At 65.9% G+C, this 12,396-nt stretch carries 9 protein-coding genes, 1 tRNA gene and 1 riboswitch; of the genes, 4 read left to right on the top strand and 6 right to left on the bottom strand.

Translation table 11 applies throughout. The features are described from left to right. Nucleotides 1-11: 11 nt before the first annotated feature. From cobN to ACHWRX_RS02060, 3 genes are all read right to left on the bottom strand, one after another. On the bottom strand, nt 12-3,275 hold the full coding sequence (gene cobN / locus ACHWRX_RS02070) for a cobaltochelatase subunit CobN (protein WP_394657907.1): 3,264 nt from the start codon (nt 3,273-3,275) through the stop codon (nt 12-14). Nucleotides 3,276-3,286: 11 nt separating this feature from the next. Further along, nucleotides 3,287-4,324, bottom strand: a complete 1,038-nt coding sequence (gene cobW / locus ACHWRX_RS02065) for a cobalamin biosynthesis protein CobW (RefSeq protein WP_394657906.1) — start codon at nt 4,322-4,324, stop codon at nt 3,287-3,289. Nucleotides 4,325-4,521: 197 nt separating this feature from the next. Then, nucleotides 4,522-4,753: riboswitch (cobalamin riboswitch) on the bottom strand. A gap of 85 nt (nt 4,754-4,838) precedes the next feature. Beyond that, nucleotides 4,839-4,915: transfer RNA gene (locus tag ACHWRX_RS02060), tRNA-Pro, on the bottom strand. A gap of 198 nt (nt 4,916-5,113) precedes the next feature. Between ACHWRX_RS02060 and yajC the strand changes: the two genes are divergently transcribed. From yajC to secF, 3 genes are read left to right on the top strand one after another with little or no spacing between them, the layout of a single operon-like run. After that, nucleotides 5,114-5,452, top strand: a complete 339-nt coding sequence (gene yajC / locus ACHWRX_RS02055; protein WP_058735538.1) for a preprotein translocase subunit YajC — start codon at nt 5,114-5,116, stop codon at nt 5,450-5,452. A gap of 17 nt (nt 5,453-5,469) precedes the next feature. Next, nucleotides 5,470-7,077: a protein translocase subunit SecD gene (gene secD, locus ACHWRX_RS02050; protein ID WP_288485852.1), complete on the top strand. Its 1,608-nt coding sequence runs from the start codon at nt 5,470-5,472 to the stop codon at nt 7,075-7,077. 12 nt (nt 7,078-7,089) lie between these two features. Continuing rightward, the gene (gene secF / locus ACHWRX_RS02045; RefSeq protein ID WP_183617450.1) at nt 7,090-8,070 is read left to right on the top strand and encodes a protein translocase subunit SecF; all 981 of its coding nucleotides are present in this window, start codon (nt 7,090-7,092) and stop codon (nt 8,068-8,070) included. Nucleotides 8,071-8,131: 61 nt separating this feature from the next. Here secF and ACHWRX_RS02040 read toward each other — a convergent pair whose 3' ends face one another. From ACHWRX_RS02040 to ACHWRX_RS02030, 3 genes are all read right to left on the bottom strand, one after another. Next, the gene (locus tag ACHWRX_RS02040) at nt 8,132-9,328 is read right to left on the bottom strand and encodes a glycosyltransferase (protein ID WP_394657905.1); all 1,197 of its coding nucleotides are present in this window, start codon (nt 9,326-9,328) and stop codon (nt 8,132-8,134) included. A gap of 3 nt (nt 9,329-9,331) precedes the next feature. Further along, on the bottom strand, nt 9,332-9,904 hold the full coding sequence (locus ACHWRX_RS02035; RefSeq protein WP_394657904.1) for a helix-turn-helix domain-containing protein: 573 nt from the start codon (nt 9,902-9,904) through the stop codon (nt 9,332-9,334). Between the two features lie 112 nt (nt 9,905-10,016). Beyond that, nucleotides 10,017-11,819 (bottom strand): ABC-F family ATP-binding cassette domain-containing protein, encoded by a 1,803-nt coding sequence (locus ACHWRX_RS02030; RefSeq protein ID WP_394657903.1) that lies wholly within the window; start codon nt 11,817-11,819, stop codon nt 10,017-10,019. Between the two features lie 183 nt (nt 11,820-12,002). Here ACHWRX_RS02030 and ACHWRX_RS02025 point away from each other — a divergent pair, with 183 nt between their 5' ends. Next, nucleotides 12,003-12,263, top strand: a complete 261-nt coding sequence (locus ACHWRX_RS02025; RefSeq protein WP_394657908.1) for a hypothetical protein — start codon at nt 12,003-12,005, stop codon at nt 12,261-12,263. The last annotated feature ends 133 nt before the right edge of the window (nt 12,264-12,396 follow it).

The following is a 12,396-nucleotide window of genomic DNA, read 5'->3' as shown; positions in this document are numbered from 1 at the left end:
GGTGAAGCCGCTCATCGTGCTGCCCCCAGGGCCGCCAGGATCGAGTTGCGGCGCGTCGGCCAAAGCCCCGCCTCGTGGAGAGCCGCAAACCGCGCTTCCATGGCAGCCAGCGCGCCGGGATTGGCCTGTTCCAGGAACTGGCGCACCGGGTCGCTGGCCAGGGTGGCGTCGTAATAAAGGTCGAACAGTTGCGGTGGCACCCCGCCCGCCAGGTGCGCGAACGCGCCGAGATGATCGAGTGTGGCGGCCAGTTCCGCGCCTCCGCGAAAACCGTGCCGCATCATCCCGGCCACCCACGCCGGGTTCGCAGCCCGGGCACGGACGACGCGGGCGATCTCTTCGGTCAGAGTTCGGGCTGTCGGGCGATCGGGGTCGCGGTTGTCCAGATGATAGAGCGCGGCCGCGCCCCCGGCGACCGCCTGCGCGGCGGCAAAACCGGCTTCATGCGCGGCGTAGTCTGCGGAAATCAGTACGTCGCTTTCGGCCAGGTCCTGCAAATGCACGAAGGCATCCGCGCCCGCGACCTGCGCGCGCAAGCCCGCCATGTCGTCTTCGGGCGTCAGCCGATCCAGCGCATGGGCGGAGGCGGCCAGCCACGCTTCGCCCGCCACCTGCCGGGCCTCTAGGGTGTAGGTGTCCGCAGCCGAACCCATGCCGACGCCGTAGCTTCCCGGCCCAGGACCGAAGACCCGCGCGCCGGGGGCGGTGCCGACGAAGGGGTTCCACTCCGGCTCCTCGTCTCGCTGTGACAGCGCGCTGACGGCCTGGCCGAACAGCAGCGGCAGTGCGGGAAAGGCATCGCGGAACAAGCCCGACACGCGCAATGTCACATCCAGGCGCGGGCGCTCCAGCAGGGCCAGAGGCAGGATCTCGATCCCGGTCACCCGCTCTGAAGCATGGTCCCACACCGGGCACGCGCCCAGGAGGTGGAGCGCCATCGCGAATTCCTCGCCCGCAGTGCGCATCGTCGCCGAGCCCCACAGATCGACCACCAGGCCGCGCGGATAGTCGCCATGGTCCTGCAGATGACGGCGCACCAGCTCGTCCGCCAACCGGATGCCCTGCGCATAGGCCGAGCGAGAGGGCACGGCGCGCGGATCGATCATGTAGAGGTTGCGGCCAGTGGGCAGCACGTCGCTCCGCCCGCGGAACGGTGAGCCCGAGGGGCCAGGCGGAACGCGCCGCCCGGCCAGCGCCGTCAGCAATCCGGTTCGCTCTGCCGCGCCGTGATCGCCTTGTCCGAATACGTGGAGGCCATCGCCGAACTGGCTTTCCTTCACATCGCACACGAACCGGTCAATGCGGGTGATTGCCTCCACCAGCGACGTGGCGTTATCGAGGCCCAGCTCCGCCTCAAGGCCCAGGGACGCCGCCTCTTCGCGGATCGCGCCTTGCAGCCGATCGCGGCGCGCGGGATCGAGGCCGCTGGCGTTTGAGAATTCGTCCAGCAACGCCTCGATCCGCTCCAACCCCGCGCCGTGGTGAGTGGGGGAGAGCGGGGGCGGGGCGTGGCCGATGGTGACGGCGGCGATCCGGCGCTTGGCCTGCGCCGCCTCGCCCGGATCGTTGACGATGAACGGATAGATCACCGGCAGTCCGCGCGTCAGAGCTTCCGGCCAGCACGCGTCGGACAGGGCGACCGCTTTGCCGGGCAACCACTCCAGCGTGCCGTGCGCGCCGAGGTGGACCAGCGCGTCGATGCCGAGCGAGCGCAGCCACAAGTAGAACGCGACATAGGCGTGGCGCGGGCAGCGTGTGACATCGTGATAGCTATCCGTGCGGTCCGCGCTCATGCCCCGCTCGGGCTGCAGCGCGATCAGGGCGTTTCCGCATCGGGTAGCCGCGAAATGAAACGCGCCGTTCTGGACGGCAGGGTCGGTGTCCGGATCGCCCCAATGCTCGGCCAGCGACTGTCGCAAGGCGGCGGGCAATGTGGCGAGGGCAGCGCGGTATTCGGCGAGGGGCCAAGTGAGGCGCTCTTGCTGAAGCTTGTCTTCCAGCGCTTCTGCGGGGGCCGTGCGATATCCGGCCTGGGCCAGATCGGCGAGGATCGCTCCCGTCGAGGCGAGGGCGTCCAGACCGACGGCGTGCGCCATCTGCCACTCACGGCCGGGATACGTGGATAGCACCATCGCCAGCCGCCGCTCCGCCACCGGCTTGGCCGCTAGCGAGACCCAGCCGGAGATGCGGGCGACGATCGCGGCGATACGGTCCGGGTCGGCACCGTGGCGATCCTGCGCGAAGCCCAAGTCCGGGTCACGCTCACCGCTCTGTTTGAAGCTGGCCACGCCTGCAAATATTCGCCCGTCGATCTCGGGCAGCACGACATGCATCGCCAGATCGGGCGGAGAAAGGCCGCGATGGGCACCGGCCCAGGCAGCCTGCGATCCGGTCGCCAGCGCGACCTGGAACACGGGCACGTCCGCTGCGTCGAGGGGGGTATGGCCATCCTCGTCCCGCGCGGAAAAGGCCGTCGCGTTGATGATCGCGGACGGCTGCAGAGCCGCCACCCATCGCCCGATCGCGGCGCGTGCGTGTGGTTCCTTCAACGAGGTGGCGTAAAGCGAAAGAGTGGAAAAGCCGGCTTGCTCCAACTGCTCGTGCAATTGGGTGAACGGAGCCAAGTCGTCTGCGGTGAGGTACGAACGGTAGAACACGATCAGCACTAGCGGGCGATCGCTCGGCCGCACGAAGCGGTTGGGATCGCAGAGGCTCGATGCCGGGTGCCATCCCCCAGCTGGCGGCAAGGCTTGCGCGCTCCCGGCGATGGACACCGCGATTCCCGCCCGCTGCGCCAGCAGGCCCAGCGCGCTACGTGCCGCCTCTGCGCCTCCTGCCTGGCAATGCTCCTGCAATTCGCGAACGACTGAGACCGGCACGGTGGAGGCCGAATCCAGGCGATCGTCCGGCCGCCCGTCGCCGGTCAGCACGGCCAGCGCGATCCCCTTGGCGCGCGCCAGCGCCTCGACTTGGGCGAGGCCGTAGCTCCAGTAAGCCGCGCCGCCGATCAGCCGGATCAGGATCGCCCGGGCACCGGCCAGGGTACGCTCTATATACGTATCGACCGACAAGGGATGCGCCAACGCCGACAGGTTGGCGAGGCGCAGCGTCGGGAAGGCGGGGTCCAGCAGCCGCGCCTCATGCCAACCTTGCGCGAACGCGCCAAGGTCGCTGTCCGAGAAGGACAGGACCGCCAAGTCCGCGGGCGCTTGCCCCAGATCCTGCGGGATGGCGGTTTCCTCCATCCCGTGCACTTCGCGGAAGATGACGTGCATCGCCTGGGGCTTCAGCCCGCCAGAGCTTCTCGGATCGCGATGGGATCGACATGCGCCCGCTCGGCGATGGCGACCAGCGTCGTCTCGCGGCGCTCGCCCGGCTTCCAGGCGCGATCGTATTGATGCCGCACGCGTGATCCCACCGCCTGGATCAACAGGCGCATCGGCTTGCCCGTCACCGCGACATAGCCCTTCACCCGCAGAACATGCTGTTCGCGCGCGAGGGCTTCGATGCGCACGACCAGATCGTCGGGATCGGCGATCTCACCAAGCGTCACCACGGTGCTGTCGAAATCGTCATGCTCATGATCGTCCTCGCCATCATGGTGAGAAGGCCGCGCGGCCACATCGTTCTCCGCCGCCGCTTCCAGCCCCAGGATGACGCGAGGGTCGACCACGCCGTCGGTCAGTTCCACCACCGGCACCACGCGGGGCGATTCGGCGGCGATGATCGCGCGCGCGGCGGCTATGCCTTGCGGCCCTGCCAGGTCCGCCTTGGTCAGCAACACCATGTCGGCGCAGGCCAGCTGGTCCTCGAACACTTCGGACAGCGGCGTTTCATGATCGATGCTGGGATCGGCCTGGCGCTGTGCGTCCACCGCCGCCAGATCGGGCGCGAAGCGGCCCGCCGCCACGGCCTCGGCATCGGCAAGGGCGAGCACGCCGTCCACCGTGATGCGGCTGCGGATCGCAGGCCATTCGAACGCTTTTAACAGCGGCTTGGGCAAGGCCAGGCCGCTCGTCTCGATCAGGATGTGATCGGGGCGCGGCTCCAGCGTCAGCAGCCGCTCTACCGTGGGGATGAAATCATCGGCGACGGTGCAGCAGATGCAGCCGTTCGCCAGCTCCACGATGTTCTCCGCCGGGCAATCGGGGATCGCGCAGCTTTGCAGGATGTCGCCATCGACGCCCAGCGTGCCGAATTCGTTCACCACCACTGCCAGCCGCCGCCCGCCGGCGTTGCGGATCAGGTGGCTGATCAGCGTCGTCTTGCCCGCCCCTAGAAAGCCGGTGACGATGGTGACAGGCACCTTGGACAGATCGGACATGCGCTTTTCCCTTCCGTGCCGCACAGGGCGGCGAGCCAACAAAAGGTGACGGGGAGGGGCTCTGGACGAGCACGCGCCAGACGCAGGCGCCGTTGCGCCCACGCAGATGCGCAGCACCCGTGCAGCCCCAGCCGCACCGCTTTCGTCGCTCAGACGGAAAGAATAAACCGTGCCGAGACCATCCCCTGGACCAAGGCAAGAGCGACCGGAGCGCCGGCAGGTCTCCTGGCTCGCGGGTCACAGCTTGATGCACGGCCTTCCCAGATCGCGCGGTCGCGCGGTCCAGTGGCTGCCTCCGGTCAAAGGAGGCGAGTGCATCGCGCTATCCGCTCACAGTTGCAGGGACAGCCGCGGAATGGGAGGAGCAAATCCTCCGCACCGCATTCCCGATTAAGCCCGTTGCCGGGCACCGGCGCGATCTATGTCGAAGAATGGACGACAGCCCACCCTTCGGCTGCGCGCTCTAGCCCAAGGCGATCGCGCGGGGAAGGTGTGATCTGTTCGTTGAAAAATTTGGTCGGGACGAGAGGATTCGAACCTCCGACCCCCACACCCCCAGTGTGATGCGCTACCAGGCTGCGCTACGTCCCGACCGGAGGCGCGCCTATAGGCAAGGCTTTGCAGGAGTGCAAGCGTCTCGCGACTGGCGGTGGAACGAAAGCGGGCGCGCGTTGCCAGTGCCTTGGGATGCTGCTAACCGCGCGCGCTGATCTTGCCGTAATGCGGCGGCCCGGCATCCTTTGCCGGTCACGCGTTCGGGCCACAGTACAAGAAGGCGTTTCGCAGCCCATGCACACTTCCATCCTCTCGCTCCTTGCCGCTGGCGCCGGAGCCGGCGCCACTCCCCCGGCTTGGCTTAGCTATCTGCCGTTCGTGGCGATGGGCCTGATCTTCTGGTTCCTGATCATGCGCCCGCAGATGAAGCAGCAGAAAGAGCAGCGCTCCAAGCTGGAGGCGATCAAGAAGGGCGATGAAGTGCTGACCGGCGGGGGCCTGATCGGCCGCGTCATCAGCGTGGACGAGAATTACGTGAATGTGGAAATCGCGCAGGGCGTCCGGGTGAAGGCGGTCAAGTCCACCATCGCCGACGTCATCCCGCCCGCCGGCTCCAAGCCCGCGAACGACTGAGCGAAGGCGCGCCACCGATGCTCGATTTCCCGAAATGGAAGAAGGCCTGGTACTGGTTCATCGCGGGTGTCGCGATGCTGGCCTCGCTGCCGTCGATCTTTGCGATTTCCGGGCTGAACTGGCCCGCCTCGCTGCCCAGCCCGCGTGTTCACCTGGGTCTTGACCTTGCCGGTGGCAGCCACATCCTGCTTGAAGCCGATAAGCGCCAGGTGGCGCAGCAGCGGCTTGAGACGATGGAAGAACAGGTCCGCACCAAGCTGAAAGCGGCTGAGCCTGCGATCGAGGTCGGCGATATTTCCAGCCAGGGCGGCCGCTTGTCGTTCATGGTGAAGAACCCCGGCCAGGTGGACAGCGCGCGTGAAGCGATCCAGCCGCTCACCACCGGCGCGGGTCTTACCGGCCAGCGTGACTGGGACATCCAGGTGGTGGACGGCTCGCGCTTCGTGCTGACGCCGACCCAGCAGGGGATCGACCAGGCCGTCACCAACGCCATGGATACCGCGGTCGAAGTGGTCCGCAAGCGCATCGACGCGCTCGGCACGCGCGAGCCGACGATCCTGCGCTCGGGCGATCAGCGCATCGTCGTCCAGGTTCCGGGGTTGCAGGATCCCAACCAGCTCAAGCAGCTGCTGGGCCAGACCGCCAAGTTGGAATTCAAGCTGGTCGATGTCACCGCCCAGCCGGACGATATCGCCAAGGGCATCGCGCCCGCCGGGTCAGAGATTCTGCCTTATGCCGACCCCAAGGAGGGCCGCGGTTCGCCCGGGCTCGCCGTGCGTCGTCTTGGCGGCATCAAGGGCGATCAGCTGACCGACGCGCGACAGGCGTTCGATCCCAAGAGCAATGCGCCCGTCGTCTCGATCACGTTCAACACGGCCGGCGGCGCGAAGTTCGCGCAGCTGACCACTGAGAACGTCAACAAGCCGTTCGCCATCGTCCTCGATGACAAGATCCTGTCCGCTCCCAACATCAACGAGCCGATCCTGGGCGGTAGCGCCCAGATTTCCGGTAGCTTCAGCGTGCAGGAAGCCACCCAGCTCGCCATCGCCTTGCGGTCCGGCGCTTTGCCGGTCGATCTCAAGGTGGTCGAGGAGCGGACCGTCGGGCCGGACCTTGGCGCCGATTCGATCCACAAGGGCGCGATCGCCATGGCGGTCGGCACAGGCCTGCTGATGATCTTCATGGTGCTGACCTATGGGCGTTTCGGCGTCTACACCTGCGTTGCGCTGATCATTAACGTGCTGATGATCCTGGGCGTCATGGCGGTTTTCGGAACGACCCTGACTCTGCCGGGCATCGCCGGTTTCGTGCTGACGATCGGTGCGGCGGTGGATGCCAACGTGCTGATCAACGAACGTATCCGCGAGGAACGGGCGAGGGGGCGGCGTGTCGTCGCCTCGGTGGAGCATGGCTACAAGGAGGCGAGCCGCGCCATCTTCGATGCCAACATCACCAACTCGATCGCTGCCGTCATGATGTTCGCCTTCGGCAGTGGGCCGGTACGCGGCTTCGCGGTGGTGCTGATGATCGGCATCGTCACTTCGGTGTTCACCGCAGTCACGTTAACGCGGATGTGGGTGGCCGGATGGCTGCATCGCGCTCGCCCCAACGACCTCGTGCTTTGAGGGAATGACCTCGTGAAACTGCTCAAGCTCATCCCTGACAACACCAACATCCACTTCCTGAAGTGGACGTGGCCGTTCTTCATCACCAACCTGCTGGCGATGGCGGCGTCGATCGTGCTGTTGTTTACCCACGGCCTTAACCTGGGCGTGGACTTCATCGGCGGCCAGATGATCCGCGTCACCTTCGAACGCAGCGCCGCCGCTCCGGTATCGGAGCTTCGCGAAAGCGTCGGCGCGCTCGGCTTCGGTGAACCGACGATTCAGACCTTCGGCAAGCCCAACGAAGTGACCGTTCGCATGCGCCTGCCCGATGGCTCCGAGGGCCATCCGGAGCTAGCCGAGGCGATGGCGCAGAAGATCATCGGCACGATCCGCCAGAACCACGCGGACGCCCGGATCGACGGCGTGGACTCGGTCTCCGGCAAGGTTTCCGGCGAGTTGTTCCGCACCGGCATGCTGGCGCTCGGCCTCGCGATGCTGGGCATCACGATCTACATCTGGGTACGGTTCGAATGGCAATTCGCCGTCGGCGCCTTGTTCGCCCTGGTGCAGGACATCCTGCTGACCATTGGCATGTTCGCCCTGACCCAGATGGAGTTCGACCTGAACATCGTCGCCGCGCTGCTGACGCTGCTGGGCTACTCGCTGAACGACAAGATCGTCGTCTATGACCGCATTCGCGAGAATTTGAAGAAGTTCCGCAAGATGCCGTTGCCAGAGCTGCTCGATTTGTCAGTGAACGAGACGCTGTCACGCACGATCGTCACCTCTACCTCGGTGCTGATCACGCTGTTCGCGTTGCTGCTGCTGGGTCCGGAGGTTATCTTCGGCTTCACCGCCGCAATCGCGCTGGGTATCTTCATCGGTACCTACAGCTCGATCTTCATGTCTGCGCCGTTCCTGATCTGGCTGCGGGTCAATTCCGATAGCTTCGTCTCGACCGAGACCTCCCTTGACCGGCAGGAGCGCCTTGCTCGAGAGCGGGGGGCCTGACATTCAGAACCCTCCGTCGTTGCCGCTTCGGTGGGAACGACGAGCGGGACTGAAGCGGAATCTAGCGTGCTTCCTTCTCGAGAATGTCGTTCCAGAACGCCACAAGGTTCTGCGCATTCTCACCCCAGCTGAACTTGGCGACGTTCGCGGCCACCTCTGATTGGCTCGGCGGATCGTTGAGGATATCCGTCACTGCCGCGGCGATGGCCGCAGGCTCTCGCGCGACGATCCGGCCGGCGGAACGATCCGGCACGATCTCCCGCGCGCCGCCGATATCCGGCACGACGATCGGCGTGCCGCAGGCCAGGGCCTCTACCCAGACATTGGCCAAGCCTTCGCTGGCGGAAGGCAGTACCAGCGCATCGGCGGCGCAAAGCAGCGAGGGCAAGGTATCGTGGCCGACCTGGCCCAGGAAATGCACCCGATCTTCCAGGCCCAGCGTTCGCGCAAGCGCCCGCAAGGCTGCCTCATCCTCCCCCGCACCGGCCAGCGCAAGTCGAACGCCCGGTAGCGAACGTAGCGCTTCCATCGCCAGGCGCTGCCCCTTGCGGGGGATCAGGGCCCCGGGCGTCACCAGCAGAGGGCCATCCTCAGGTACATTCACGCCGGGGAGCGCTGACACCAAGGCTCTTGCCGCCTTGCGTTCAACGGGATGGAACCGCTCGCGATCGAGGCCGGTGTAATGCACCGCGATCCGATCCTGCGGCATGCCAAGCGCCACCATATCGTCACGCAAGGCGCGGCTGACGGCCAGCATCCCGGCGGACTGGTGCGCCGCGGACAGCATTTGTGAGACGGCTTTGGGCCTGCTGCCCCAATAGTGAATGTCGGCGCCACGCGCCTTGATCGTCAAAGGCAAGCCGAGAGCGCGCGCGACGATCGCCGCGGCCGGTCCATCCGGGACAAAGAACTGCGCATCCATCAGATCGAACGGCTGCTCGGCATGAAGTTGTCGCGCGAGGGGCAGGACGGCCTCGGCGATGCGAGCGGGATTGCTGTCGCCGCCGATCTTGGGAAACAGAGTGAAGCGTGGGTAATGAACGTTGAGGCCCACCACATCGCTGCGCCGTGGAATCGATCGCCAGCGGGCGTAGGGTTGCTTCAGCGAAAGCGGCCAGGGCGGCATTCCGATCGGGCTGACCATGGTGAGGTCAACGTCGCCCCGGGCGACGATCGCGCGCATCTGGTTGCCCACGAAAATCCCGAAGCCCGGCCGCACCGGATTGGGAAACAGCGTCGCGATGGAGAGGACGCGCATCGCCTAAAGCTTGCGCACCAGCATCTCGGCGACCGCGATCCAGATGGGCTCAGACACATCGACCTGCTTTTGCCCACCGCCGGGCGGAAGCAGGGAGACGCGATTATCGGCGTGGCCGATCAGCCGACCGAACGCGAAACGCCCGCCAGGCAGGGGTGCCAGGACATCCCGGTTGAGGATCGCGGCGGCGTTGTCCAGCGGCCATTCCCGCAGCCACACTTGATCGCCGCTCCGATAATCACCCGCCGCATCCTCGATCGCCAAGACCCGTAGCGCGCCATCCCCAGCGATCGCAGTGGGCAGTACGGCGTCGGTTTGCCGGTGCGGGGCGTCGACGCCCTTGGCGGTGAGGACTGCCGTGATCGTCGGCTCTTCGGCGCTCTCGCTCCGCAGCAGAACCTCAGGTTCAACCTGAAGTGCGGCGGCTATCCGGTTCATCCAGATCAATGACAGATTGCGCATGCCGGTTTCAAGCCGGCCGATCGTCTGCGCGGTCGTGGGAGGATCACAGGCCGCCGCTACTTGCGCGAGGGTCCAACCTTTTTGCGCGCGGATGTCACGGATGCGGTTGATCATGTCGCAAAGTCCTCCAGCCATCGACGATAGGCCAAGCGCGCTCTTCACCATCGCAAAGGCTCTGGCAAGGGGACGCGGTCGGCAGTTTCCCTGGTCAGCGAAACGCCGGTATCTAGCCTTCGACCAGCGCCGCCAATTCCAACCAGCGCTCCTCCGCCGCATCCTTTTCGGAACGGGCCTTGGCGATCGCGTCGCTCAGGCTGGCGAACTTGGCGGGATCGCGCGTGTAGAGTGCCGGGTCCGCCATCGCCGCCTCATCGCGGGCGATCGCCGCGTCCAGATCCTCGATCCGCTGGGGCAGCAGTTCGTAGTCCCGCTGGTCCTTGTACGACAATTTGGTGCGGGCGGGCGGGGGCGGTGCGGGTATTGCGGCCGTCTCCTCCTTCGCGCGCGTCGCCTTGCCGGCCGTGGTTCGCTGGCGGCGTTTCGCTTCCCAGTCGGCATAGCCGCCCGCGATGACGTCGATATGCCCGGAGCCATCCAGGCCCAGCGTAACGGTCACCGTCCGATCCAGAAAGTCGCGGTCGTGGCTGACGATCAGCACAGTGCCGTCGTAATCCGCGATCACTTCCTGCAAGAGGTCGAGCGTTTCGAGATCAAGGTCGTTCGTCGGCTCGTCCAGCACCAGGAGGTTGGATACCTGAGCGAACTCGCGCGCCAACAGCAGGCGTGATCGTTCACCGCCCGAAAGCGTACCGACTTTCGCCTCGACCATGTTGGGATCGAACAGGAAATCCTTGAGATATCCTTGGATATGCTTGCGCACGCCGCGCACGTCGATCCAGTCGCCACCCTCTGCCACCACTTCGCGGATGGTCTTTTCGGGGGCCATGCGGCTGCGCTGCTGATCGATCACCGTGGCCTGCAGCGTGTTGGCGAGCGTGACGGAACCCTCGTCCGGCGCCAATTCGCCCGTCAGGATCTTGAGCAGGGTGGTCTTCCCCGAACCATTGGCGCCGACCAGCCCGATCCGGTCGCGGCGCTGCACGCGCAAGTTGAAGTCCTTGATGATCGCGCGCGGCGTGCCATCGGCAGTATCAAACCACTTGGTGACATGCTCGGCCACGATCACCGACTTGGTCTTGGTGTCGTCGGAGGCGATGGCGAGCTTGGCGGCGCCCTGTGGGCCCATCATCTGCGCTCGGGCTGCACGCATCTCCCACAGCTTGGCAAGCCGTCCCTGGTTTCGCTTGCGCCGGGCGGTGACACCGCGTTCCAGCCAGTGCGCTTCGATCTTGAGCTTGGCGTCCATCTTTTCCGCCGCGCGGGTCTCTTCGGCATAGACCTGCTCTTCCCAGGCATCGTAGCCGCCGAAGCCGACTTCCTTGCGCCGCAGCGATCCGCGATCGAGCCACAGGGTGGCGCGCGTGAGGCGGGTCAGGAACGTACGATCGTGACTGATCACCACGAAGGCGCCGTTGTAGCGCTGCAGCCAGCTTTCCAGCCAGTCGATCGCAGCGAGGTCGAGGTGGTTGGTCGGCTCGTCCAGCAGCAGCAGATCCGGCTCGGAAGCGAGAGCGCGGCACAAGGCGGCGCGGCGGCGTTCACCGCCCGAGGCGCTGTCTGCCGCGCGGGAAAGATCGATGCCCAACTGGCCGGCGATCGCTTCCACCTCATGCCGGGGCGGGGCGTCGTCGCCGGAAATCGCGAAGTCCAGCAGCGTGTCGAAGCCGGTGAAGAACGGGTCCTGCTCCAGCGTAACGATGCGCGTGCCGGGCTGCACCGATCGCGTGCCCTTGTCCGCATCGACCTGGCCCGCGATCAACTTGAGCAACGTCGTCTTGCCAGCGCCATTCCGGCCTATCAGGGCCAGCCGGTCGCGCGGGCCGATGTTGATGTCCAGGTCCTTGAAGAGCCAGCCGGAGCCCTGGACAAGGCCGAGGCCTTCCCAGCTGAGGATCGGTGCAGTTGCCATGGGCCGCGCCCTAGCGTCTGCGGCCCCGCCATGGCAAGCACAGTGGCCGCACGGCAACAGTTAGCCGGCTTTCAGGGGTATTCACGGCTTGTTCAAGGCGTTGGCGCCATTAGGATGCCCGTGATGAAAACGCTCCTCCCTCTCCGAAAGCTTGCTCTCGCGGTCTGCGTAGTGACCGGCACCATGACAGTGGCGGTGCCGATTGCCAGCGCGGATCAAATCAGTGAGCAAGGCCAGGTCCGTCGTGAGCGGCGGGCGGGCAACGTCCGGTCCTTGCGAGAAATCGAGCAGATGGTGATCCCGCAGATGTCGGGAATGCAGTACCTGGGGCCGGAGTATGACGCTGCGGCAATGGCTTATCGGCTAAAATTCATACAGAGTGGCAAGGTGTTCTTCGTCGATGTCGATGCGCGAACGGGCCGGATAATTGGTCGGAGCCGATAAGGGGGGCCTTTAAACTCGGGGGCGAGCGACGAGGAGACGGAACTGTGGGCTTCCTTGACCATTCTGCGCATTCGGCCCATTTCAATCCCCTACCTGAGGGAGAGACGGATTTGCGCATCCTGATCGTCGAGGA

Origin of the sequence: uncultured Novosphingobium sp. (assembly GCF_964277725.1) — a bacterium.
Taxonomy (GTDB): domain Bacteria; phylum Pseudomonadota; class Alphaproteobacteria; order Sphingomonadales; family Sphingomonadaceae; genus Novosphingobium; species Novosphingobium fluoreni.
Note: the sequence above shows the minus strand (reverse complement) of the source record. Positions and strands in the feature narration are given on the sequence as shown.